Origin of the sequence: Seohaeicola sp. 4SK31, from assembly GCF_028802875.1 — a bacterium.
Taxonomy (GTDB): Bacteria; Pseudomonadota; Alphaproteobacteria; order Rhodobacterales; family Rhodobacteraceae; genus Seohaeicola.
In genome coordinates, this window is sequence record NZ_JARAMP010000008.1 from 145,019 (window position 1) to 167,203 (window position 22,185).

General features: G+C 64.9%; 21 protein-coding genes. 8 read left to right on the top strand and 13 right to left on the bottom strand.

Annotated elements, in window-relative coordinates:
* Window positions 1-103: 103 nt before the first annotated feature.
* The 9 genes from PVW27_RS08910 to PVW27_RS08950 form a co-directional block, all read right to left on the bottom strand.
* The gene (locus tag PVW27_RS08910) at window positions 104-2,302 is read right to left on the bottom strand and encodes a 3-hydroxyacyl-CoA dehydrogenase NAD-binding domain-containing protein (RefSeq protein WP_274556974.1); all 2,199 of its coding nucleotides are present in this window, start codon (window positions 2,300-2,302) and stop codon (window positions 104-106) included.
* Window positions 2,299-2,616 (bottom strand): acetyl-CoA acetyltransferase, encoded by a 318-nt coding sequence (locus tag PVW27_RS08915; protein ID WP_274556976.1) that lies wholly within the window; start codon window positions 2,614-2,616, stop codon window positions 2,299-2,301. The genes PVW27_RS08910 and PVW27_RS08915 overlap by 4 nt, the downstream gene beginning before the upstream one ends.
* Before the next feature lie 5 nt (window positions 2,617-2,621).
* A complete protein-coding gene (locus PVW27_RS08920) occupies window positions 2,622-3,833 on the bottom strand; it encodes an acetyl-CoA C-acetyltransferase (protein ID WP_274556978.1) in 1,212 nt (403 codons plus the stop codon).
* Between the two features lie 41 nt (window positions 3,834-3,874).
* Window positions 3,875-4,510 carry a glutathione S-transferase family protein gene (locus PVW27_RS08925; RefSeq protein ID WP_274556980.1) on the bottom strand — a complete coding sequence of 212 codons (636 nt, stop codon included), beginning with the start codon at window positions 4,508-4,510 and terminating at the stop codon, window positions 3,875-3,877.
* A 280-nt stretch (window positions 4,511-4,790) separates the two neighbouring features.
* Window positions 4,791-5,948: an acyl-CoA dehydrogenase family protein gene (locus PVW27_RS08930; RefSeq protein WP_274556982.1), complete on the bottom strand. Its 1,158-nt coding sequence runs from the start codon at window positions 5,946-5,948 to the stop codon at window positions 4,791-4,793.
* Between the two features lie 43 nt (window positions 5,949-5,991).
* Window positions 5,992-6,204, bottom strand: a complete 213-nt coding sequence (locus PVW27_RS08935; protein ID WP_274556984.1) for a hypothetical protein — start codon at window positions 6,202-6,204, stop codon at window positions 5,992-5,994.
* Window positions 6,205-6,259: 55 nt separating this feature from the next.
* Entirely contained in the window at window positions 6,260-8,038 is a 1,779-nt protein-coding gene (locus PVW27_RS08940) for an acyl-CoA dehydrogenase C-terminal domain-containing protein (protein WP_274556985.1), read from the bottom strand.
* Window positions 8,039-8,085: 47 nt separating this feature from the next.
* The gene (locus PVW27_RS08945) at window positions 8,086-8,487 is read right to left on the bottom strand and encodes a MerR family transcriptional regulator (protein ID WP_274556987.1); all 402 of its coding nucleotides are present in this window, start codon (window positions 8,485-8,487) and stop codon (window positions 8,086-8,088) included.
* A gap of 331 nt (window positions 8,488-8,818) precedes the next feature.
* Complete coding sequence (locus PVW27_RS08950) at window positions 8,819-9,193, bottom strand: MerR family transcriptional regulator (protein WP_274556989.1); 375 nt, start codon at window positions 9,191-9,193, stop codon at window positions 8,819-8,821.
* Window positions 9,194-9,308: 115 nt separating this feature from the next.
* Between PVW27_RS08950 and PVW27_RS08955 the strand changes: the two genes are divergently transcribed.
* From PVW27_RS08955 to PVW27_RS08965, 3 genes are read left to right on the top strand one after another with little or no spacing between them, the layout of a single operon-like run.
* The gene (locus tag PVW27_RS08955; protein WP_274556990.1) at window positions 9,309-9,725 is read left to right on the top strand and encodes a PaaI family thioesterase; all 417 of its coding nucleotides are present in this window, start codon (window positions 9,309-9,311) and stop codon (window positions 9,723-9,725) included.
* Window positions 9,725-10,258 (top strand): PaaI family thioesterase, encoded by a 534-nt coding sequence (locus tag PVW27_RS08960; protein ID WP_274556992.1) that lies wholly within the window; start codon window positions 9,725-9,727, stop codon window positions 10,256-10,258. The genes PVW27_RS08955 and PVW27_RS08960 overlap by 1 nt, the downstream gene beginning before the upstream one ends.
* Window positions 10,251-11,591 carry an MATE family efflux transporter gene (locus PVW27_RS08965; RefSeq protein ID WP_274556994.1) on the top strand — a complete coding sequence of 447 codons (1,341 nt, stop codon included), beginning with the start codon at window positions 10,251-10,253 and terminating at the stop codon, window positions 11,589-11,591. The genes PVW27_RS08960 and PVW27_RS08965 overlap by 8 nt, the downstream gene beginning before the upstream one ends.
* Before the next feature lie 31 nt (window positions 11,592-11,622).
* Here the strand turns inward: PVW27_RS08965 and PVW27_RS08970 are convergent, their stop codons facing one another.
* Window positions 11,623-12,378 carry a TetR/AcrR family transcriptional regulator gene (locus PVW27_RS08970; protein WP_274556995.1) on the bottom strand — a complete coding sequence of 252 codons (756 nt, stop codon included), beginning with the start codon at window positions 12,376-12,378 and terminating at the stop codon, window positions 11,623-11,625.
* On the opposite strand from PVW27_RS08970, the gene PVW27_RS08975 reads away from it, so the two are divergent.
* Window positions 12,377-13,504 carry an efflux RND transporter periplasmic adaptor subunit gene (locus PVW27_RS08975; RefSeq protein ID WP_274556997.1) on the top strand — a complete coding sequence of 376 codons (1,128 nt, stop codon included), beginning with the start codon at window positions 12,377-12,379 and terminating at the stop codon, window positions 13,502-13,504. The two genes, PVW27_RS08970 and PVW27_RS08975, sit on opposite strands and share 2 nt — an antisense overlap.
* Window positions 13,501-16,572 carry an efflux RND transporter permease subunit gene (locus PVW27_RS08980; protein WP_274556998.1) on the top strand — a complete coding sequence of 1,024 codons (3,072 nt, stop codon included), beginning with the start codon at window positions 13,501-13,503 and terminating at the stop codon, window positions 16,570-16,572. The genes PVW27_RS08975 and PVW27_RS08980 overlap by 4 nt, the downstream gene beginning before the upstream one ends.
* A 64-nt stretch (window positions 16,573-16,636) precedes the next feature.
* Here the strand turns inward: PVW27_RS08980 and PVW27_RS08985 are convergent, their stop codons facing one another.
* Both PVW27_RS08985 and PVW27_RS08990 read right to left on the bottom strand, forming a co-directional pair.
* Window positions 16,637-17,695 carry a quinone-dependent dihydroorotate dehydrogenase gene (locus PVW27_RS08985; RefSeq protein WP_274557000.1) on the bottom strand — a complete coding sequence of 353 codons (1,059 nt, stop codon included), beginning with the start codon at window positions 17,693-17,695 and terminating at the stop codon, window positions 16,637-16,639.
* Window positions 17,692-18,030, bottom strand: a complete 339-nt coding sequence (locus tag PVW27_RS08990) for a DUF952 domain-containing protein (RefSeq protein WP_274557034.1) — start codon at window positions 18,028-18,030, stop codon at window positions 17,692-17,694. The genes PVW27_RS08985 and PVW27_RS08990 overlap by 4 nt, the downstream gene beginning before the upstream one ends.
* A gap of 130 nt (window positions 18,031-18,160) precedes the next feature.
* On the opposite strand from PVW27_RS08990, the gene PVW27_RS08995 reads away from it, so the two are divergent.
* The 3 genes from PVW27_RS08995 to PVW27_RS09005 all read left to right on the top strand — a co-directional run bounded on the left by PVW27_RS08995 (window position 18,161) and on the right by PVW27_RS09005 (window position 21,762).
* The gene (locus tag PVW27_RS08995) at window positions 18,161-19,744 is read left to right on the top strand and encodes a bifunctional metallophosphatase/5'-nucleotidase (protein WP_274557002.1); all 1,584 of its coding nucleotides are present in this window, start codon (window positions 18,161-18,163) and stop codon (window positions 19,742-19,744) included.
* 61 nt (window positions 19,745-19,805) lie between these two features.
* On the top strand, window positions 19,806-21,014 hold the full coding sequence (locus tag PVW27_RS09000) for an MFS transporter (RefSeq protein WP_274557003.1): 1,209 nt from the start codon (window positions 19,806-19,808) through the stop codon (window positions 21,012-21,014).
* 79 nt (window positions 21,015-21,093) lie between these two features.
* Window positions 21,094-21,762 carry an SOS response-associated peptidase gene (locus tag PVW27_RS09005; RefSeq protein ID WP_274557005.1) on the top strand — a complete coding sequence of 223 codons (669 nt, stop codon included), beginning with the start codon at window positions 21,094-21,096 and terminating at the stop codon, window positions 21,760-21,762.
* A 6-nt stretch (window positions 21,763-21,768) separates the two neighbouring features.
* On the opposite strand, the gene PVW27_RS09010 is transcribed toward PVW27_RS09005, so the two are convergent.
* Complete coding sequence (locus PVW27_RS09010; RefSeq protein ID WP_274557007.1) at window positions 21,769-22,161, bottom strand: carboxymuconolactone decarboxylase family protein; 393 nt, start codon at window positions 22,159-22,161, stop codon at window positions 21,769-21,771.
* Between the last annotated feature and the right edge of the window lie 24 nt (window positions 22,162-22,185).

Genomic DNA, 22,185 nt, shown 5'->3' on the forward strand with positions numbered 1-22,185 from the left:
TCCGATTTGGAAATAATATGGCCGGGCAGCACGACCCCCAAGTGCAAACGGCGCGGATCATTACTGACCGCGCCGTTTGTATTTTCAGAAGGGCTCGCGCGGATCAGGCGGCCTTTTTGTCCTTGCCGAAGCGGCCATAGAAGCTTTGGGTCTTGTCGGCCATCTCGCGCAGCAGGGGCGGGCAGGCGAAGCGGTCGCCGTAAGCGGCTTGCAACTGATCGCAACGTTCGGCCGCATAGGGTGTGCCGATGATGTCGAGCCAGCTGAAGGGGCCACCGGACCACGGGGCGAAGCCCCAGCCGAGGATGGCGCCGACGTCACCTTCGCGGATGTCCTCCAGAACGCCTTCTTCCAGCGCGCGGACGGCTTCCAGCACTTGGGCGAACATCAGGCGGTGCTGCACTTCGGTCAGGCTGGGCTGTTCGTCCAGACGCGGGTATTGATCGGCAAGACCCGGCCAGTAGCCCTGACGCTTGCCCGCCTCGTCATAGGTGAAGAAGCCTGCCTTGGCCTTGCGGCCCATGCGGCCCTGACCTTCCATCCAGAAGATGATCTCATCGACTTCGCCATCGGGATAGGCATTGCCCATCGCCGCCTTGGTGGCGCGGGCGATTTTCGCGCCCAGATCAATCGAGGTCTCGTCCACCAGTTGCAGCGGACCGACGGGGAAGCCCAGCATCCGCGCGGCATTGTCGATCAATGCGGGCGCAACGCCTTCCTTCACCATCCGCATCCCTTCGTTGATGTAGGGAATGATGCAGCGGTTGGCATAGAAGAAGCGCGCGTCATTGACCACGATGGGCGTTTTGCGGATCTGGCGGACATAATCCAGCGCCTTGGCCACGGCCACGTCACCTGTGGCCTCGCCCTTGATGATTTCCACCAGCAGCATTTTCTCGACCGGCGAGAAGAAGTGGATACCGATGAATTGGCCGGGGCGCGCGGAGGCTTTGGCCAGTTCCGAGATCGGCAGGGTCGAAGTGTTCGACGCATAGATGCAATCTGCGGGGATCACGGCTTCGGCCTTTTTCGTAACTTCGGCTTTCACCTTCATGTCCTCGAACACGGCCTCGATGATCAGATCGCAGCCTTTCAGCGCGTCATAATCGGTGGTGGCGGTGATCAGGTCCAGCATCGCGGCTTTCTTGTCGGCGGTGACCTTGCCGCGCTTGATGCCGCTGTCGAGATAGGACTCGGTATAGGCTTTGCCCTTGTCGGCGCTTTCCTGGGTGGCGTCGATCAGCACAACCTCGATCCCGGCTTGGGCGCTGACCAGCGCGATGCCCGCGCCCATCATGCCCGCGCCCAGCACGCCCAGTTTCCTGACGCGCTGATCCGGCACGTCCTGCGGGCGCACGGCCCCTTTTTCCAGCGCTTCCTTGTTCAGGAAGAGCGAGCGGATCATCGCGGCGGAGGAGGGGTTCATCAGCACGTTGACGAACCAGCGCGCCTCGATCTTGAGCGCGGTGTCGAAGGGGACCAGCGCGCCCTCATAGACGGCCGAGAGCAGCGCCTTGGCAGCGGGGAAGGCGCCTTGGGTCTTGCCGTTCACCATGGCGGACGCGCCCACGAAGGTGGGGAAACCGGCCGGATTATAGGGCGTGCCACCGGGCATCTTGTAGCCTTTGGCATCCCATGGCTTGACGATATCGGCGTCCTTGGCTTGCAGCACCCAGGCGCGGGCGGCGGCGACGGGATCATCGACCACCTCGTCGATGATGCCCGCGGATTTCGCCTTGGCGGGGTCCAGCAGCTTGCCTTCCAGCAGGTAGGGCGAGGCCCCCATGGCCCCCAGCTTGCGCACAAGACGCGTGGTGCCGCCTGCGCCGGGGAAGATGCCGACCATGATTTCGGGCAGGCCGATCTTGGCTTTGGGGTTGTTGGCGGCAAAGATGCGATGGGTGGCCAGCGGCAGTTCAAGGCCGATGCCCACGGCGGTGCCGGGCAGGGCGGCGGCGATGGGTTTGCCGCCCTTCAGCGTCTTGGGGTCCATGCCCGCGCGTTCGATTTTGCGCAGGGCGGCGTGCATCTGCATGATACCCTCGAACAGGCCGCGCGCGGGCTCGTCGCCTGCGTCGTCGCGCATCTTGGCCAGCACGTTCAGGTCCATGCCGCCGGCGAAGTCTTTCTTGCCAGAAGTGATCACGATGCCTTTGACGGCGGCATCGGCCAGCGCGTCGTCAATGAGGCTGTCCAGATGGATCAGCGCCTCGGTGTTCAGCACGTTCATGGATTTGCCGGGACAATCCCAGGTGATGGTGGCGATGCCTTCGGCATCTTTCTGCATGGTGAAATCGGTCATGTCTTGTCTCCCGAACGGGGTTTCGCGGTGGGGGCGTGCAGGTCACGACCCTCGTAATGTTTCAGGTAGCTGAGGATGGTTTGCAGCGTGGCGGCGGGGCCGTTGGCGAAATCATCCTCCTCCAGCACGATGCGCTTGTGACCGCTGAAATCGGTGCGGTCGAGGCTGTCGCGCGGGTCGGCCTTGTGCTTGAAGATCAGCGCGGGGCTGTCGCAGACGATGCGGACATATGTGCCGTCATTCTCGGTCACCAGACGCAGATCGCTGCGGTCCGCGGCCAGTTCGGCCACGGCGCGCAGGGGGTGGGGTGTCATCTGCATCAGACCCGCTCGATGATCGTGGCGGCACCCATGCCGGAGGCGATGCAGAGCGTGGCAAGGCCGGTGCCCTTGCCGGTGCGCTCCAGCTCGTCCAGCAGCGTGCCGATGATCATGGCGCCTGTCGCACCCAAGGGGTGGCCCATGGCGATGGAGCCGCCGTTGACGTTGACCTTGCTGCTGTCGACATCGAAGGCCTGCATGAAGCGCAGCACGACCGAGGCGAAGGCCTCGTTGACTTCGAACAGGTCGATGTCGCTGATGCTCATGCCGCTGTCGGCGAGGATCTTCTGCGTGGCGGGCACGGGGCCGGTCAGCATGATCGTCGGATCGGTGCCGATCTTGCAGGTCGCCTTGATCCGCGCGCGGGGCTTGATGCCCCATTTCTCGCCGAATTCCTTGTTGCCGATCAGCACGCCTGCGGCCCCGTCCACGATGCCGCTGGAATTGCCGGCATGGTGGATGTGGTTGATCCGCTCCAGATGCGGGTATTTCATCAGCGCCACCTTGTCGAAACCGGGCATCACCTCGCCCATGTCCTTGAAGCTGGGCTTGAGCGCGCCGAGGCTTTGCATGTCGGTCTGGGGGCGCATGAATTCGTCATGGCCAAGGATGGTGAGGCCGTTCTGATCGACGACCGGCACGATGGAGCGCGCGAAGCGATTGTCGTCCCATGCGGCCTTGGCGCGGCGCTGGGATTCGACGGCGAGGGCATCGGCCTCGTCACGGGAAAAGCCATATTCCGTTGCGATGATATCGGCGCTGATGCCTTGGGGGACGAAATAGCTGTCCATGGCGATGGAGGGGTCCACGGCGATGGCGGCCCCGTCGCTGCCCATGGGGACGCGGGACATCATCTCGACCCCGCCCGCGATATAGGCCATGCCCGCGCCGCCGCGCACCTGATTGGCGGCAAGGTTCACGGCTTCCATGCCGGAGGCGCAGAAGCGGTTGATGGCAAGGCCGGGGATGCGTTCGTCAAGATCAGAGGCGAGGACGGCGGTGCGGGCGAGGCAGGCGCCCTGTTCCATCACCTGCGTGACATTGCCCCAGATCACATCCTCGACCGCGTGGCCTTCGAAACCATTACGCTCTTTCAGCGCGTTCAGCACCTGCGCGCTGATGCGGGCCGAAGTGACTTCGTGCAGCGATCCGTCGGCGCGGCCCTTGCCGCGCGGGGTGCGGATGGCGTCATAGATATAGGCATCTGTCATGGTCGTCTCCTTGTCGTGGCCCCTCTGGGGCCGATCTTGGGTCAGGCGCGGTCAGCGGGGCTGCCGGGCATCAGGTCATAGGGGTGTTTCCAGCCGGGGGTCTGTTCGATCCGGGTCAGCCATGCGTCGATATGGGGCCATTCCTTGCGGTCAAACCCGAAGGGTTCTGGGTAGAAGAGATAGCCGCAGCAGGCGATATCGGCGATGGTCAGCCGGTCACCGACCAGCCAGTCCTTGTCCGCCAACTCGTCGTTCAGCACCTTGTAGGCTGATTTGAGCCGGCCCTGCATGAAGGCGATCACTTCGGCGGGGCGCTTGTCTTCGGGCAGGAAGTTCATCAGGAATCGGGTCATGCCCGCCTGGCTTGAGAGTTTGTGATTGTCCCAGAGCACCCAGCGCATGATCTCGCGCCGCTCGTTGGCGCTGCGCCCGCCCAGCTTGCCACCCTTGGTGCTGATGTAATCCTGTATCGCGCCCGATTGCGACAGGGTCAGCTCGCCATCCACCATGACGGGCACTTCGCCCATCGAATTGATGGCGCGGAATTCCGGCGTGCGGGTGCCGCCGTTGAAGAAATCAACGAAGACCGGCTCCCATTCCAGCCCGGACAGTTCCAGCGTCAGCGCCGCCTTGTAGGCATTGCCGCTTTCGCCGAAGCAATAAAGTTTGATGGTCATTGTCGTTCCTTCCTGAGGCGCGCCTATGGCTGGCGCTGTGATTTTGAGTATTTTTGGCAAGATGAAGTCGGAGGCATCGCGGCTTAACCTGGCTTTAGGGTTTCTGGGTCATGATCATTCTTGCGTTACAGGCTGGAGAGCCGATGGGCGTGCAAGGTGAAGCCCTGTCCCGATATATCCGATAGCCAAGCGGTGAGGCGGGACGGGGTGGACCTGCGGTTTCATCTTGCTGCAAATACTCATCTTTCGGGCCTTTCAAACTGCGTGACCTTGGAGGGGATCACGCCGATTTCCGGTCGATGAAGCTGCGCGCGATCAGTTCCTTCATGATCTCGTTGGTGCCGCCATAGATGCGCTGCACGCGGGCGTCAGTCCACATTTCGGCCACCGCATATTCCTGCATGAAGCCGTAGCCGCCATGCAGTTGCAGGCAGTCATCAAGCACCTGGTTCTGTGTGTCGGTGATCCAGTATTTCGCCATGGCCGCCTTTTCGACGGACAGTTCGCCGCGCAGATGTTCGGCCATGCATTCGTCAAGGAAGGCGCGCGCCACCTTGGTGCGGGTCAGGCATTCGGCCAGTTTGAAGCGGGTGTTCTGGAACTGGGTAAGCGGGCCGCCGAAGGCCTCGCGTTCCTGACAATACTGGATGGTGCGGGCGACGGCACCCTCCATGGCACCGATGGCGCCGCAGGCGATGATCAGCCGTTCCTGCGGAAGCTGGCTCATCAGTTGGGCGAAGCCGCGGCCTTCTTCGCCGCCCAGCAGGTTTTCGGGCGGGATGGCGACATTGTCGAAGAACAGTTCCGAGGTGTCGGAGGCTTTCATGCCGATCTTGTCGAGGTTGCGGCCGCGTTTGAAGCCGGCCGCCCCTTCGGTTTCCAGCACCATCAGCGAGACGCCCTTGGCGCGCTGGCTGGGGTCGGTCTTGGCAGCGACGATGATCAGCGTGGCGTGCTGGCCATTGGTGATGAAGGTTTTCTGGCCCGACAGCTTGTAGGTGTTGCCGTCGCGGATCGCCTTGGTCTTGATCGCCTGCACGTCGGACCCGGTGGAGGGTTCGGTCATGGCGAGGGCACCCACCAATTCGCCGCTGGTCAGTCTGGGCAGCCAGCGGCGTTTCTGGTCATCCGTGCCATAGGCGAGGATGTAATGGGCGACGATACCGGAATGGATGCCCACGCCCCAGCTGGCGAGGTTGGCGCGGCTGGCCTCGATCAGGATCGCGGCCTCATGGCCGAAATCGCCGCCATGGCCGCCCCATTCTTCGGGGATCGACGGGCACAAGAGGCCCAACTCGCCCGCCTGTTGCCAGATCGCGGGGTCCATCTGGCCCTGATTGCGCCAGCGTTCGAAATGGGGGGACCATTCGTCATTGATGAATTTGGCCGTCATATCGGCCAGCATCTGGTGCTCGTCGGTCATCCATGCGGATGTCATGCGGGTCTCCTCCCCGGTTCGTCGTGGTCTTGGTCCCAGCTGGTCAGCGTTTGCGCGCGTCCAGCTCGGAATTGAACAGGCGCAGGCGGTGCGCGAATGTGTCTTGGTTGATGACGCTGTCGAAGTTCTCAAACAGGAAGGACAGCGCCTCGCCCTCATCCAGCCCCGCCTCTGACGCGAATTTCTTCAGCCTGCGATAGCCGTCTTCCGTCATGGCGACGGGGAAGCGGCGGGTCAGGCGGAAGCGTTTGGGCATCGTTGGCTCCTTGGCGGCATGGGTGGGCGGGGATGGCCCCGCCCGTGCCCGGTCATCAGAAGTTGGCAGCCTCCAGCGCCATCACGGTGTCCGCGCCTGTGTTGATCCGCGCCAGATGCAGCGCGGTCGCGGGCAGGCGGCGGGCCATGTAGTAGCGGCCGGTGGCCAGTTTCGTCTGATAGAAGGTGACGTCTTCCGTGCCCGCCTGCAATGCCTCATGCGCGGCTTTCGCCATTTGCGCCCACATCAGGCCAAGGCAGACATGGCCGAAGAGGTGCATGAAGTCGTAAGAGCCCGAGAGCGCGTTGTTGGGGTTCTTCATGCCATTCTGCATGAAATACATCATCGCGGTTTGCAGGTCCTTGGACGCGGCCTTGAGCGGATCGAGGAAATCGGCCTTCAGCGCCTCATTCCCCTCATTCTCCTTGATGAAGGTCTTGACCATCTCGAAGAAGGCCATGGCGTGCTTGCCGCCATCGGTGGCAAGCTTGCGGCCCACCAGATCGAGCGCCTGCACGCCGTTGGCGCCTTCATAGATCATGGCGATGCGGGCGTCGCGGGTGAACTGGGACATGCCCCATTCTTCGATATAGCCGTGGCCGCCGTAGACCTGCTGGGCCTTGACGGTCATGTCATAGCCTTCGTCCGTCAGGAAGCCCTTGATGACGGGTGTCATCAGCGAGATCAGGCCGTCGGCAGCGGCGTCGTTGTTGCGGTGCGACCGGTCGATCAGCGACGCGCCCCAGAGCATGAAGGCGCGGGCGCCTTCGACAAAGCTTTTCTGGTCCATCAGCGAGCGGCGGATATCGGGGTGCACGATCAGCGGATCGGCGGGGCCGTCGGGGTTCTTGACGCCGGTCACATCGCGGCCCTGAAGCCGGTCCTTGGCATAGGCGAGCGCGTTCTGGAAGGCCACGTCGGCCTGCGCCATGCCCTGCATGCCGACGCCGATGCGGGCTTCGTTCATCATGGTGAACATGGCGCGCATGCCTTTATGCTCTTCACCCAGCAGATACCCGGTCGCCTCGTCATAGTTCATGACGCAGGTGGAGTTGCCGTGGATGCCCATCTTCTCTTCGATCTTGCCGACGGACACGCCGTTGCGTGCGCCCAAGCTGCCGTCCTCGTTCACGAGTATTTTGGGAACGATGAAGAGGGACACGCCCTTGATGCCTTCGGGGCCGCCGGGGATTTTCGCCAGCACCAGATGGATGATGTTGTCGGCCATGTCGTGATCGCCGGCCGAGATGAAGATCTTCTGGCCGCTGATCTTGTAGGTGCCGTCATCCTGCGGGACGGCTTTTGTCCGCATCATGCCCAGATCGGTGCCGCAATGGGGTTCGGTCAGGTTCATGGTGCCGGTCCAGTCGCAGGAGACCATCTTGGGCAGATACATGTCCTTCTGCGCATCCGTGCCATGGGCGAGGATCGCGGAGGCCGCGCCATGGGTCAGGCCCTGATACATGGTGAAGGCCTGATTGGCGGCCGAGAACATCTCGCCCACCGCCGTGCCCATGACATAGGGCATGCCCTGCCCGCCATATTGTTCAGGCATGTCGAGGCCGGTCCAGCCACCCTCGCGCACCTGATCGAAAGCGGCCTTGAAGCCGGTGGGGGTGCGCACGACGCCGTTTTCCAGCTTGCAGCCTTCGACATCACCGACGGCATTGAGCGGGGCCAGCACTTCGGAGGTCAGCTTGCCCGCTTCCTCCAGCACGGCGGCGGTGAAATCGGCTTCCAGCTCGGCATAGCCGGGGATGTCGGATGCGGAGACCTTGAGCAGGTCGTGCAGGACGAATTGCAGGTCTTTCACGGGGGCGGTGTAGCTGGGCATTGGTTTCTCCCTTGGGTCGGTCTTGGGGTCAGGTCAGGCGGGGCGGATCACTCTGCCGCGCGCGTGGCGTGGTTGATCGAGGCGATCATCTTCTCGCCCCACTTCATCTGTTCGCGCAGATCCTCGATCGCGGCGTTCAATTCGTCGCGCTGGCGGATCAGGTCATCCAGACGCTTCTGCGCCAGCTCATAGGTGCGGGCGAGCTGTGTCTGCTGCTGGTCGCCGATCCGGTAGAGATCGAGCAACTGGCGGATTTCTTCGAGGCTGAACCCGAAGCGCTTGCCGCGCAGGATCAGCTTGAGGCGGGCGCGGTCGGAATGGGTGAACAGCCGCTTCTGCCCCTCGCGGATCGGGAAGATCAGTTCTTTCGCTTCGTAGAACCGCAAGGTGCGGGGGGTCACGTCAAAGGCGTCGCACATCTCGCGGATCGTCATGGTCTTGTCGGTCATCACATACCCTCAGGAAAAGATTTCTGGCGGCAAGCTGTGCATTTGAGGCCATGGTTACAACAGGTTTCGCAGTTGACGTAACCGCTACGTCACGTCACTTTGAAGTTGACGTAAGATCAGCCAAGGTAAAGGGGGCGCCGGGGCAATTTCCTTGCGTCCGAGGAGCGGCGTATGAGGGGGGAAGGGGCGCCCGTGGCTGTGGAATTGCGCTGTGACTGACACAAAGCCGTGGGGTCGCCGCCCCGCTGGGCGGGTCGGTGATGGGGCGGCGGGCGTGATTCCGTGCGGGGTGCTTCTGTCACGCGGGGGGAGGCAACAGGCCGGGGGTGGGTTACATCTTCGTCAGCGCATCCGCCGTGTCGTCGCGCAGGCGGCGCAACTCGTCCATCGCCTCGTTCAGCTGGGCGCGCTGTTCGGCCAGTTCGACAAGCTGGCGGTCGGCCATCTTGACCCATGCCTCCATCTGCGCGCGGGTGCCTTCCTTTTCATAGATCAGCAACCATTGACGGATATCCTCCAGCGCATAGCCGAATTTGCGGCCACGCAGGATCAGGGTCATGCGGGCACATTCGCGGGGGCCGTAGAAACGGGCGCGGCCTTCGCGTTCGGGTTGCAGCAACTCGATATACTCGTAATAGCGCAAGGTGCGTGGGGTCACGTCATACTTTGCGCACATCTCCTTGAAGGTCAGGCGTGGTTCGGACATCGTCGGGCTCCCTTGACGTCAGGCTAAGCGAGAGGCGCGGCAAGGGCAACGGGTCCTCTTGCACGTGGCGCGGGATGCGGCACATAGTGCGGCGCAGACGGAAGGAACGGACGGCATGGACAAGGAAAAACTGGCGCGGCAATTCACCGAGGCGATTCCGCATGCAAGGGCGTTGGCGATGCGCATCGACCATCTGGGCGAGGGGGTGGCCGAGATGTCGATGCCCTATGACGCGCGGTTCATCGGTGATCCCGAAACCGGCGTGATCCATGGCGGGGCGGTGTCGGCGCTGCTGGATACCTGCTGCGGGGCCTCGGTCGTGTGTCATCCGGCCTCCAAGGGCGGCACGGCGACGATCGGGTTGCGGATCGACTATATGCGCGCGGCGACGCCGGGGCAGGCGATCCGCACGCGGGCGGAATGTTACCATGTCACGCGGTCTGTCGCCTTTGTGCGGGCGACGGCGATGGATGACGATGCGGATCGTCCGGTGGCCACCGCCACGGGCACCTTCACGGTGGAGGCAGGCTGATGAGCGAGGGATCTTTCGTCAAGCCGCGCGGGGGGCGACCCGAACCCGTGCAGGTGATCAAGCAACGCCGCGATGCGGCCTTGGGCGCGCTGGTGCATGGGGTGCCCTACATCCAGTTTCTGGGGATCGAGTTCGACCGGCGCGGCGATGAGTTGACGGCCGTTCTGCCCTTTGACGACAAGCTGATCGGCAATCCTTTGTTGCCTGCGCTGCACGGGGGTGTCACGGCGGCGTTTCTGGAGGTGACGGCGATCATCGGCCTGAGTTGGGCGAGCCTGTGGGAAGAGATCGAGAGCGGGCGGATTGACGCGCAGACGCTGGTGGCGGGAAACCTGCCGCGCCTGCCCAAGACGATTGATTTCACGGTGGATTACCTGCGAACGGGCCTGCCGCGCGATGCCTATGCGCGGGCGAAGGTCAACCGCTCGGGGCGGCGCTATGCCTCGGTCCATGTGGAGGCGTGGCAGGACAACCGGGCGCGGGCCTTTGCGCAGGCGACGGGCCATTTCCTGATGCCCCGGATGGATGGCTGACAGCGTGGCGGGGCAAGTGGCGCCCCCTGTGATCACCCATGCCCGCGTGTTGAAGGTGGCGCTGCCTATCGTGCTGGCCAATGCGACCGTGCCCATTCTGGGCGCGGTGGATACGGCTGTCGTCGGGCAGATGGGGCAGGCGGCCCCGATTGGCGCGGTGGGTCTGGGCGCGGTGATCCTGACGGCGCTTTACTGGATCTTCGGCTTTCTGCGGATGGGCACCACGGGGCTGGCCGCGCAGGCGCATGGCGCCGGGCATCGGGGCGAGGTGGCGGCGCTGCTGACGCGGGTGCTGATGATCGGGGCGGTGGCCGGGCTGGCCGTGATCGCATTGCAATGGCCGCTGTTCTGGGGGGCGTTCCGTCTGGCCCCGGCCAGTGCCGAGGTCGAGGAGATGGCCCGCGCCTATATGCAGATCCGCGTGTTCAGCGCGCCTGCGATGATCGCGCTTTATGGCGTGACCGGCTGGCTGATCGCGCTGGAGCGGACGCGGGCGGTTCTGGTGATCCAGGTCTGGATGAACGGGGTCAACATCCTGCTGGACCTGTGGTTCGTGCTGGGTCTGGGCTGGGGCGTGGAGGGTGTGGCTTGGGCCACCTTTCTGGCGGAGTGGAGCGGGCTGGCGCTGGGGCTGTGGTTCTGCCGTGCGGCGTTCCGGGTGCCCGCCTGGCGCGACTGGGCGCGGGTTTTCGACCGCGAGGCGCTGGCGCGGATGATGGCGGTCAATACCGATATCCTGATCCGGTCGCTGCTGTTGCAGGCGATTTTCCTGTCGTTCCTGTTTCTGGCGGCGGGACAGGGGGATGTGGTGCTGGCGGCCAATCAGGTTCTTTTGCAGTTCCTGCATATCACCGCCTATGCGCTGGACGGGTTCGCCTTTGCCGCCGAGGCGCTGGTGGGGCAGGCCATGGGGGCGCGCAACCGGGCGGGGCTGCGGCGGAGTGCGGTTCTGGCCTCGGGCTGGGGGGCGGGCAGCGTGGTGCTGCTGGCGCTGGCCTTTGCGCTGGCGGGCGGGATGATCGTCGATCTGATGACCACCGCCGAGGATGTGCGGGCTGCGGCGCGCAGTTACCTGCCATGGATGGTGGCGGCGCCGCTGCTGGGGCTGGCGCCGTGGATGCTGGACGGGATCTTCATCGGGGCGACGCGGACGCGCGACATGCGCAACATGATGGCGGTGAGTTTCGTGGTCTATGTGGCGGCGGTCTTGGTGCTGTTGCCGCTGTGGGGCAATCACGGGCTATGGCTGGCGCTTCTGATCTCGTTCATCGCGCGCGGAGTGACGCTGGGCCTGCGCTATCCGGCGCTGGAGGCCGGGGCGGGCCGGGTCTGAGGAATTGGGAGACCTATGACAGCAGCGGGCGTCAGGGGGCAAGCCGGTCCTTGAGCCATGTCATCAAGGCATCCTCTTCGCGACTGTCCAGCACCTTGGTGTTCAGCAATTCCATGGCGCGGATGCCCTGTATCGCCAGAAAGGCCAGTGTTGCCATCTGCGGGTCGGAGGCATTGGCGCGGATGCGGGTGAGGAAATCGCGCTCGAAACGGCGGACAGGGGCCAGCATGTCAGGGTCTTCGGCCAGGGCCGCCAACAGGCCGGAGGCGGGCGGCGCGTCATGTTTCCGTTCGGTCAGGAATTGGGCGATATAGGCGCAGATGGCGGCATCTGGGCGCTTTGTGCTTTCCTCGGCGCTGAGGGCGGCGTCGAAGCGGTGGAGATAATCCTCGACCAGTGCTTCCATCAGGCGGTTCTTCGAGGGAAAATGGTAGAGAAGTCCGCCTTTGGACACGCCAGCCTTTGCCGCGACCGCATCGAGCGACAGGTTTCCCGGTCCGGCGCAATGCGCGAGGTCCTGGGCCGCGTCGAGAATACGGCGGCGGGTGTCGCTGCGCGGGGCGGGAGGATCGACGGGCTGGGTGATGGCGGATCTCCGGGTTTGGGCTTCGTTGACTTTACCGACCAGACGGTATAGTTGCGGCCCTTGAAAAGCAAGCGACGTGTCCGGGCCAGTGTGGTGCAGATCGTCGCAGCCTTGTGTGCCGCACGGTTTCAGTTCGGTTTTTTTGCATTGCCCCCCGCGTGTCGCATCTGGGGCCGGATTTCGAATCAGGGATTGTCTCATGGTCAAACGTATCGTCATCGCCGCCGTTCTTCTGGCCTTGGTGGGAGGCGGGCTGATCGGGTTCAACCTGTTCCGCGACCGCATGATCACGCAGATCTTCGCCAATCTGCCGGTGCAGCCTCTGGCCGTGGAAACGGTCGAGGCGCAGCCCGTCACATGGCAGCCTGCGTTGAACGGGATCGGCACGGTCAATGCCAATCAGGGTGTGGATCTGACGGTCGAGGCGCCGGGCATCCTGCGCGAGGTGAGTTTTGAACCCAATACGCAGGTCGAGGCGGGGCAGTTGCTGATCCGGCTGGATGATGTGGTGCAGCGGGCGGATCTGGAGGCGGCGCGCACGCAACTGGAACTGGAGCAGGCCAATCTGACGCGGCAGCAGGAATTGCAGAGCCGGGGTGTGGCCACGAGTGCCACGCTGGAGGCGACGCAGGCGGCGTTCCGCGCGGCCGAAGCGCAGGTCGCGCGGGCCGAGGCGGTGGTCGAGCAGCGGCAGGTGACGGCGCCTTTCGCGGGCACCATCGGTCTGTTGCGGGTCGATCTGGGGCAATATGTGCAGCCCGGCACGATCATCGCCACCTTGCAGGATCTGGACACGATGCGGGTGGATTTCAGCCTGCCCGAGCAGAACCTGCCCGATCTGTTCATCGGCCAGACCCTGCATCTGCGCAGTGACGAGGCGGGGCAGAGCTTTGAAGGGCAGATCAGCGGGATCGACCCGCGGGTCGATCCGTCGAGCCGTCTGGTGGCGGTGCGCGGCACAATCGAGGGGGCGGGCGGCGCGCTGACGCCGGGGCAGTTCGTGCGTCTGCGGCTGGACCTGCCGGTGGAGAATGGTGTGATCGCGCTGCCGCAGACGGCGGTGATCAGCAGCCTTTACGGGGATTTCGTCTATGTCGTGCGCCCGCGTGAGGGCGAGGACGAGATGCTGGAGGTGCGGCAGGTCTTTGTGACGCCGGGGCGGCGGTCGGACGGGATGATCGAGATCCGCGAGGGCATCGCTGCGGGTGACCGGATCGTGACAACCGGGCAGAACCGTCTGTCCAATGGCGCGCCGGTGACGCTGGCCGAAGAGGGCGCGGCCCCGGCTGACGGCCCAGATGCCGCTGCGGAAGAGGTGTCCGAATGAGTCTGTCCGAGCTGTTCATCAAGCGGCCTGTCGCCTCGACGGTGTTGGGGCTTTTGATCGTGCTGCTGGGTTTGCAGGGCATGGTCAACCTGCAGACGCGGCAATATCCGGAAGTGGATGAAACCGTGGTGACGGTTACCACGGTCTATCCCGGTGCCTCGGCCGAACTGATCCAGGGTTTCGTGACCTCGCCCATCGCTGCGGCGGTGGCGACGGCTGAAGGCGTGGATTACGTGACCACGCAGTCGCGGCCCTCGGCCTCGGTCGTGACGGTGCAGATGCGGCTGGGCGAGAACCCCGATACGGCGCTGACGGAAGTCATGTCCAAGGTGCAGCAGGTGCGTTCGCAACTGCCGCAGGATGCGGAGGACCCCAGCATCGTCAAGGGCACGGGGCAGACTTTTGCGACCATGTATCTGGGCGTGCAGAACCCCTCGATGACGCCCGAGCAGATCACCGAATATATCGAGCGGGTGATCGTGCCGCGCATGTCCACCATCGAAGGGGTGGCGGAATCGCAGGTTCTGGGCGGGCAGAGCTATGCCATGCGGGTCTGGGTCGATCCGGTGCGGCTGGCGGGGCAGGGTCTGACGGCATCCGATGTCAGTGCGGCGATCAACGGGGCCAATTTTCTGGCAGCACCGGGGCGGACCGAGAACGAGATGGTCAGCTATGCGATCACGATGGAGTCGACACTTCAGACGCCCGAAGCCTTTGGCATGTTGCCGATTTCGGGCAGCGGGGACGAGGTGGTGCGGCTGCATGACGTGGCGCGGATCGAACTGGCGGCGGAAAGCACCGATACGATCGTGAATTTCAACGGGCGGCCCGGCACTTTTATCGGTGTCTTTCCCACGCCATCCGCCAACCCGCTGGACACTTCGGCCAATGTGCTGGCCGAACTGCCCGCCATTCAGGACAGCCTGCCCGAGGGCATGACCCTGACCATGATGTATGACGCGACCGAGCAGATCGCGGCCTCGATCAACGAGGTGTTGCGCACGATCATCGAGGCCACGGTGATCGTGGCGGTGATCATCCTGCTGTTTCTGGGGTCGATGCGGTCGGTGATGATGCCCCTGGTGGCCATTCCGCTGTCGCTGGTCGGCGTCATGTTCATCCTGTTCCTGATGGGCTATTCGATCAACCTGCTGACGCTGCTGGCCATGGTGCTGGCCATCGGTCTGGTGGTGGATGACGCGATCATCGTGGTCGAGAACGTGCAGCGCCATATCGACGAGGGGTTAAGCCCGATGCAGGCGGCCTTCACCTCGATGCGGGAGCTGTCCACGGCGATCATCGCGATGATGCTGACGCTGATCGCGGTGTTTCTGCCCTTGTTCTTTACCGGCGGTCTGACCGGCGCGCTGTTTCAGGAATTCGCCGTCACGCTGGCGGGGGCGGTGTTCATCTCGGGCATCGTGGCGCTGACCATTTCGCCCATGATGGCGGCAAGGCTGCTGAAGAAGGGTGGCGAGAACCGGTTTCAGAAACGGTTGAACCGGGGGTTCACCCGGTTCGAAGGCTGGTATGAGCGGCGTGTCGCCTCATCGCTGGACTATCTGCCGGTGACGGTGCTGATGGTCGTCGTGCTGATGGGGGTGACGGGGTATCTGTTCATGAAAACCTCGTCCGAGCTGGCACCGGAGGAGGATTCGGGGGCGCTGTTTTCGTTCGTGAATGCACCCAGCTATGCCACGTCGGATTATACCCAGACCTATGTGGATCAGATGCGGACCCGGACCGAGGATCTGCCGGAACTGTCGGCCAATTTCTCGATCACCGGGTTCGGGGGGGCCACGAATTCGGCGATCATGCTGTGGGCCTTTGACGACTGGGCGGATCGGGAGCGGTCTCAGGCCGAGATTCAGGCGGATCTGCAGGCGCGGCTGGCGCCGATTGCGGGGGTGCAGGCCTTTGTCTTTGCGCCGCCGTCGCTGCCGGGGGCAGGGGGCGGTCTGCCGATTTCCTTTGTGGTGCAATCCACGGGTGATCCCGCGCAGGTCTATGAGGTGGCCGAGCAGATCAAGACCGAGGCGCAGGCCTCGGGCCGGTTCATCGTGGTGCAGAATTCGCTGAATTTCGACACGACGCAACTGGTGGTGCGGATCGACCGCGACCGGGCGGCGGCGCTGAACCTGCCTGCGGCGCAGATCGGGGCGACGCTGGGCCTGCTGGTGGGGGCGGGGCCGATTTCGCAATTCGACCGGGACAGCAACAGTTACGATGTGATTTTGCAGGTGCCGCAGGAATATCGCGACAACCCCGAACGGCTGGGCGAGCTGTTCGTGCGCGCCACCACGGGCGAGATGGTGCCGTTGTCGGCGGTGATCGATGTCGAGACCCGCGCGGCCCCGGCGACGATCGAGCAGTTCAATCAGCTTAACTCGGCCACGATCACGGCACTGCCCATTCCGGGTGTGTCCACCGGCGACGGTCTGGCGGTGATCGAGGAGGTGGCAGCGCCGCTGATGCCGGCCGGGTTCTTTGTGGATTACGCGGGCCAGTCGCGGCTGGAAAAGACGGAAGGCAACACGATTGTCGTGGCCTTCGCGCTGGCCATCGTGGTGATCTATCTGGTGCTGGCCGCGCAGTTCGAAAGCTTCCGCGATCCGCTGATCATCCTGATGTCGGTGCCCTTGTCGATCTTTGGCGTGATCGTGCCGCTGAACCTTGGGCTGGGGACGCTGAACATCTATACGCAGGTGGGGCTGATCACGCTGATCGGTCTGATCACCAAGCACGGCATCCTGCTGGTGGAGTTCGCCAATCAGCTGCGTCATGAGAAGGGATTGAGCCGCGAGGCGGGGATCGTCGCCTCGGCCAAGCAGCGCTTGCGGCCCATTCTGATGACGACCGCCGCGACCGCGCTGGGCGTGGTGCCCTTGATGACGGCGGATGGCGCGGGGGCTGCGGCGCGGTTCGCGATGGGGCTGGTGATCTTTGCAGGCATCACCGTGGGCACGCTGTTCACGCTGTTCGTGGTGCCGGCCTTCTATGCCATGATCTCGCGTCGCGAGATGGCGCCCGATCCCGAGGAGCCGGTGATTGCGGCGAGCCGGGTGTGAGTATTTGAGGCAAGATGAAGCAGGGGGCCCGTGTCGGATGTGACGCGGGCCTTTTGCTTTGGGGTCAGAGCCAGTCGGCGCGGCCTGTGCCGACAGCCTCGGCCACCGAGGCGAAGCCGTCGCGGGCCAGCAGCGCGTCAAGGCCATGGGCGATCTGCGGCACGAGCGAGAGGCCGTGGTAGACCAGCGCGGTATAGAGCTGCACGGCGGAGGCCCCGGCGCGGATCTTGGCATAGGCCTGATCGGCGCTGCTGATGCCGCCCACGCCGATCAGGGGGATCTGCCCGTCGGTGAGTTTGGAGAGCTGCGCGAGCACGCGGGTGGATTTCTCGAAGAGCGGCGCGCCGGAGAGGCCGCCTTTTTCTGCGGCATGGGGGCTGTGCAATCCCGCGCGGTCGAGCGTGGTATTGGTGGCGATGATGGCGTCGATGCCTGCCTGCCGTGCGACATCGGCGATTTCCGACAGTTCCGACAAAGTAAGGTCGGGCGCGATCTTCAGGAAGACGGGGATGGGGCGGGGCAGCCAGTTGCGCGCCTCCATCACGCCGGCGAGGAGTGCGGCGAGGGCCGCGGCCCCTTGCAGGTCGCGCAGCTTTTCGGTGTTGGGCGAGGAGACATTGACGGTGGCGAAATCGAGATGCCGCCCGCAATGGGCAAGCACGCGGGCGAAATCCTCGGCCCGGTCGGCGCTATCCTTGTTGGCGCCCAGATTGAGGCCGATCACCGCGTTGCGGGGGCGGGTGGCGAGGCGTTTCTCCATCGCCTCCATCCCGAAATTGTTGAAGCCGAAGCGGTTGATCGCGGCGCGGTCCTCGGTCAGGCGGAAGAGGCGCGGGCGCGGGTTGCCCGGTTGCGCGCGGGGGGTGGTGGCGCCCAGTTCGATGAAGCCGAAGCCCGCGCGGGGCAGTTGCGCCAGCGCGTCGGCATTCTTGTCGAAACCGGCGGCCAGGCCCACGGGATTGGGCAGGTCGATGCCTGCGATGCGGGTTTTCAGGCGCGGCGAGGTGACGGGGCCGGGCAGGGGCACGAGGCCCGAGGTCAGAGCCTTGATCGCCAATCCATGGGCGGTTTCGGGGTCGATCCGGCGCAGGGCGGCGAGGCCGAGGGATTCCAGAAGGCTCATGTCATCTCCGGGGGGAAGCGGTGGGTGCCGCCCATCCGCGGCAAGGGGCGGTGCCAGAGCACATCCGTCAGGCGCAGGGGTCGGTAGAGATGCGGGAAGAGCGCGCCGCCACGAGAGGGTTCCCAGCGCAGGGCGTCGCCCAGCGTTTCGGCATCAAGGGCGAGTAGCGTCAGATCGTCCTCGTCCGCGAAATGTTTTGCCGCCGTCTCGGTCGCCTGGGCGGCGGTCGAGAAATGCACATAGCCATCGGCGATGTCGATGGGGGCGCCAGGGGTTTCGCCCTTGGCCTGCAACTCTGCCCATTCGGGGGCGCGGAATATCTTGTAGATCAGCATGAGGGTCACATGACGCGCCAGCCTGATCCGGTCAAGCGTGATCCCGCCAATTTGAGGCAGTTCGGCTTTGACAGGGCAGGGTCCCTGGGTCACGATCCGATGAAAGACACCCAGAGGGAGACCCCGGCCCGTGATCTTTCGCCCCGTATTTGCGCTTGCGGCGCTGTTTGTGTCTGCGGCTGCGGCCCAGGCTGAGTATCGGCTGCACATCCTGCATGTGAACGATCTGCATAGCCGGATCGAGCCGATCACCAGATTCGATTCGACCTGCGCGCCCGCGGATGATGCGGCGGGCGACTGTTTCGGCGGGGTGGCGCGTCTGGCGGCCAAGGTTGCGGCCTTGCGCGCGGCGCTGGAGGCGGAGGGGCAGAACGTGATCCTGCTGGATGCGGGCGACCAGTTTCAGGGCAGTCTGATGTACACCACCTACAAGGGGGCCGCTGAAGCAGAGTTCATGGAGGCCATCGGTTTTGATGTCATGGCCCTGGGCAATCATGAATTCGATGACGGGCCGGCGGGTCTGGCGGGGTTTCTGGACAAGGTCGGCTTTCCGGTGATTTCGGGCAATATCGACGTGAGCCGGTCGAACCTGCTGGCGGGCCGCGTGGGTGACCATGTGGTGCTGGAGGTCGGGGGCGCGCGGATCGGGATCGTGTCGGCGCTGGCGGTGGATACGGTCGAAACCTCGAGCCCCGGCGACGATGTCGTCTTTGCGGATGAGGCAGTGGCCTTGAGGGAAGATGTGGCGATGCTGGAGGAGGCGGGCGTGGACAAGATCATCGCCCTGACCCATGTGGGCCTGCCGCGCGATCTGGATCTGGCGGCGGCGGTGCCGGGGCTGGATGCCATCGTGGGCGGTCATTCCCATACGCTGATGAGCAATACCGCCGAGGGGGCGCTGCCCTATCCGCAGATGGTGGGCAGCGTGCCGGTGGTGCAGGCCTTTGCCTATGGCAAGTATCTGGGGCATCTGGTGCTGGACTTCGATGCGGCGGGGCATGTGACGGCGGCCAGCGGGGATACGATCCTGCTGGATGCCAGCGTGACGCCTGATCCGGTGATCGCGGCGCGGGTGGCGGAACTGGCCGGTCCCATCGCGGAGGTCAAAGCCCGCGTGGTGGCCGAGGCGGCGGCGGATATCGACGGCGGGCGGGAGACCTGTCGCATCAGGGAATGCACCATGGGCAATCTGGTGGCCGATGCCATGCTGGCCCGTGTGAAGGATCAGGGGATCAGCATCGCGATCCAGAACGGCGGGGGCCTGCGCGCCAGTATCGCGGCGGGGCAGGTGACGATGGGCGATGTGCTGGGCGTGCTGCCCTTTCAGAACACGCTGTCCACGTTTCAAGCGACGGGGGCCACGGTAATGGCAGCGCTGGAGAACGGGTTGAGCCAAATCGACGAGGGCGCGGGGCGTTTCCCGCAGGTGGCGGGGCTGCGCTATGTCTTTGATCCTGCGGCCGAGGCCGGTGCGCGCCTGGTCCGTGCCGAGGTGATGGAGGGTGGCGTCTGGGTGGCGCTGGACCCCGGCAGGACCTATGGCGTGGTCACCAACAATTACATGCGCGGCGGCGGCGACGGTTACGCCATGTTCGAGACGGAGGGGATGAATGCCTATGATTTCGGCCCCGATCTTGCGGATGTTCTGGCGGATTACATGGCGGCGAACGCCCCCTATCAGCCCTATGTGGACGGGCGGATCACGATGAAATGAGGCAGGCCGCGGCGCGTCGTTTTGCGGATGCGGGCGCTGGGCGGCTGTGGCATGAGGCGGCATGTTGTCTGCCAGCCCCTCTCCTGTCTCGGCCTCTGTGCAGGCCGCGCCAGGCCTGCTGATCGCGGTCCTGTCGGTGTCGAATTTCGTCATCGGCATGGGGGCCTTCATGATCATCGGGTTGCTGGAGCCTTTGGCGGCGGATCTGGAGGTGTCGCCGGCGCGGGCGGGGGCGGTGTTGACGACCTATGCCCTGGCCTATGCGGTGCTGTCGCCGGTGCTGGTCTCGGTGACCGGGGGGATCGGGCGCAGGCGGGTTCTGGCGGCAGGGCTGGCGCTGTTCGGGCTGGGATGCCTGATCCCCGTGCTCTGGCCGACGGAAGCGGCTTTGCATGCGAGCCGCGTTTTCGCAGCCGCAGGCGCGGGGATATTTACGCCCGTGGCCGCAGCGGTGGCGGCGGGGTTGAGCGCACCGGAGCGGCGGGCCAAGGCCTTGGCGGCGGTATTCTTCGGCATGACGATGAGTCAGGTGCTGGGCCTGCCGCTGGGCAGCTTCATCGCCTATACCTATGGCTGGCGGGTGGCCTTTGCCGTGGTGCTGCTGGTGCTGGTCCCCTGTTTATGGCTGATCTGGACCATCGTGCCACGCGGGTTGTCGTTCCAGCCGGTCACCCTGCGCGATCTGGGGCGCGTGATGCGGAACGGACGGCTGATGCTGGCGGTGGGGTTCACGGCCAGTTTCCTGACGGCGGGCTATGTGGTGAACACGTTCGTCGCGCCGCTTCTGTCACAGAACCTGGGCTGGGGGCGCGACGGGATCACGCTGGCGCTGCTGGTCTGCGGGATCGGGGCCGTGTTCGGCAATGTGATGGGCGGCGCGCTGAGCGACCGGGTGGGGCCCGCGCGCACGCTGACCTTCCTGTGTCTGGCGCAGATCGGGGTGCTGCCGGGATTTTCGGCCCTGCCGCTGGCGGAGGGCGAGAGCACGGCTCTGTCCGGCACGTTTGCGATGGGGTTGCTGGTGCTGTGGTCGGTGTTCGGCTGGTCCTTCATGGCGGCGCAGCAGGCGCGGCTGATCGGGATGGCCCCCGCGGCGGCCCCTGTGATGCTGGCGCTGAATGCGGCGGGCATCTATGTGGGCGCGGCATTGGGATCGGCCCTTGGCGGGCTGGTGCTGGCCGGGGTCGGGCTGGCACCGCTGGGTCTGGTGGCGGCGGCGCTGATGGGGCTGGCGCTGGCGCATTTGCGGCTGTCGGTCCGGCTGGGGTGAGGTCCGGATTTCGCCTATTTGACGAACGGTGAGGGGGCGGGCGCTGGATTTGTGGCTGCGGTTGCGGCAGTCTGGCGGGATGTGTGGACGTTTCGCCCTGACCCTGCCCCATGATGCGATGGCGCGCCTGTTTCAGGCGCAGCCTGCCAATGACCTGCCGCCGGTACCGCGGTTCAATATCTGTCCCACGGTGCAGGTGCATGTGGTGACGACGGCGGGCGAGGGGGGGCGGCGCTTGCGCGGGATGCGCTGGGGTTTTGTGCCGCAGTGGTACAAAAGCCCGACAGATGGCCCGCTGCTGATCAATGCGAGAGCCGAGACCTTGGCCGAGAAGCCCGCCTTTCGCGCGGCGGCGCGGGCCCGGCGCTGTCTGATCCCGGCGGACGGGTTTTACGAATGGACCAAGGGCGCCGGGGGTGCGCGGCTGCCATGGTATATCCGGCGGCGGGATGAGGCGCTGATGGTGATGGCCGGGATCTGGCAGGACTGGGGGCCCGAGGAGGCGCGGATGGCCACCTGTGCGGTCGTGACCACGGCGGCGGGGCCGGATACGGCGGCGCTGCATGACCGGGTGCCGCTGATCCTTGGGCCCGAGGACTGGCCGCTCTGGCTGGGCGAGGCGGGGCATGGGGCGGCGGCCTTGATGCGGCCACCCGGCCCCGGTTTGCTGGAGGCGTGGCGTGTGGACCCGGCGGTGAATTCCAACCGGGCCGAAGGAGAGGGGTTGCGCGTGCCGATCGACGCCTGAGCGGGATCAGTCCAGCGCGCCCTCGGACCGCATGTCGTCCAGCACGGTGCGGGCGACGCGGAAGCTGTCGATCATCGCGGGCACGCCGCAATAGATGCCGACCTGAAGCAGGACTTCCTTGATCTCGTCCGGGGTCATGCCGTTGTTGATGGCCCCGCGGACATGCGCGCCCAATTCGTGGGGGCGGTTCAAGGCGGCCAGCATGGCCAGATTGATGGTCGAGCGTGTCTTGCGCTCCAGCCCGTCGCGGCCCCAGACCTCGCCCCAGCAATAGGTGGTGACCAGTTCCTGAAGCTCGCGGGTGAAATCGTCCATATTGGCGATGGCGCGGTCGACATAGGCGTCGCCCAGGGTGGCGCGGCGGATCTCCATTCCCTTGTCATGGGTGGCCTTGTCCATCGGTCTGTCCTTTCATGCGGCTGA

What these genes read in the sequence shown, in the direction of transcription:
- PVW27_RS08935 (WP_274556984.1), bottom strand. Translation starts at nt 6,204, where the DNA reads ATGCCCAAACGCTTCCGCCTGACCCGCCGCTTCCCCGTCGCCATGACG.
- PVW27_RS08945 (WP_274556987.1), bottom strand. Translation starts at nt 8,487, where the DNA reads ATGACCGACAAGACCATGACGATCCGCGAGATGTGCGACGCCTTTGAC.
- PVW27_RS08925 (WP_274556980.1), bottom strand. Translation starts at nt 4,510, where the DNA reads ATGACCATCAAACTTTATTGCTTCGGCGAAAGCGGCAATGCCTACAAG.
- PVW27_RS09010 (WP_274557007.1), bottom strand. Translation starts at nt 22,161, where the DNA reads ATGGACAAGGCCACCCATGACAAGGGAATGGAGATCCGCCGCGCCACC.
- PVW27_RS08950 (WP_274556989.1), bottom strand. Translation starts at nt 9,193, where the DNA reads ATGTCCGAACCACGCCTGACCTTCAAGGAGATGTGCGCAAAGTATGAC.
- PVW27_RS08970 (WP_274556995.1), bottom strand. Translation starts at nt 12,378, where the DNA reads ATGAGACAATCCCTGATTCGAAATCCGGCCCCAGATGCGACACGCGGG.
- PVW27_RS08980 (WP_274556998.1), top strand. Translation starts at nt 13,501, where the DNA reads ATGAGTCTGTCCGAGCTGTTCATCAAGCGGCCTGTCGCCTCGACGGTG.
- PVW27_RS08915 (WP_274556976.1), bottom strand. Translation starts at nt 2,616, where the DNA reads ATGACACCCCACCCCCTGCGCGCCGTGGCCGAACTGGCCGCGGACCGC.
- PVW27_RS09000 (WP_274557003.1), top strand. Translation starts at nt 19,806, where the DNA reads ATGTTGTCTGCCAGCCCCTCTCCTGTCTCGGCCTCTGTGCAGGCCGCG.
- PVW27_RS08975 (WP_274556997.1), top strand. Translation starts at nt 12,377, where the DNA reads ATGGTCAAACGTATCGTCATCGCCGCCGTTCTTCTGGCCTTGGTGGGA.
- PVW27_RS09005 (WP_274557005.1), top strand. Translation starts at nt 21,094, where the DNA reads ATGTGTGGACGTTTCGCCCTGACCCTGCCCCATGATGCGATGGCGCGC.
- PVW27_RS08910 (WP_274556974.1), bottom strand. Translation starts at nt 2,302, where the DNA reads ATGACCGATTTCACCATGCAGAAAGATGCCGAAGGCATCGCCACCATC.
- PVW27_RS08920 (WP_274556978.1), bottom strand. Translation starts at nt 3,833, where the DNA reads ATGACAGATGCCTATATCTATGACGCCATCCGCACCCCGCGCGGCAAG.
- PVW27_RS08940 (WP_274556985.1), bottom strand. Translation starts at nt 8,038, where the DNA reads ATGCCCAGCTACACCGCCCCCGTGAAAGACCTGCAATTCGTCCTGCAC.
- PVW27_RS08965 (WP_274556994.1), top strand. Translation starts at nt 10,251, where the DNA reads ATGGCTGACAGCGTGGCGGGGCAAGTGGCGCCCCCTGTGATCACCCAT.
- PVW27_RS08985 (WP_274557000.1), bottom strand. Translation starts at nt 17,695, where the DNA reads ATGAGCCTTCTGGAATCCCTCGGCCTCGCCGCCCTGCGCCGGATCGAC.
- PVW27_RS08960 (WP_274556992.1), top strand. Translation starts at nt 9,725, where the DNA reads ATGAGCGAGGGATCTTTCGTCAAGCCGCGCGGGGGGCGACCCGAACCC.
- PVW27_RS08990 (WP_274557034.1), bottom strand. Translation starts at nt 18,030, where the DNA reads ATGCTGATCTACAAGATATTCCGCGCCCCCGAATGGGCAGAGTTGCAG.
- PVW27_RS08955 (WP_274556990.1), top strand. Translation starts at nt 9,309, where the DNA reads ATGGACAAGGAAAAACTGGCGCGGCAATTCACCGAGGCGATTCCGCAT.
- PVW27_RS08930 (WP_274556982.1), bottom strand. Translation starts at nt 5,948, where the DNA reads ATGACATCCGCATGGATGACCGACGAGCACCAGATGCTGGCCGATATG.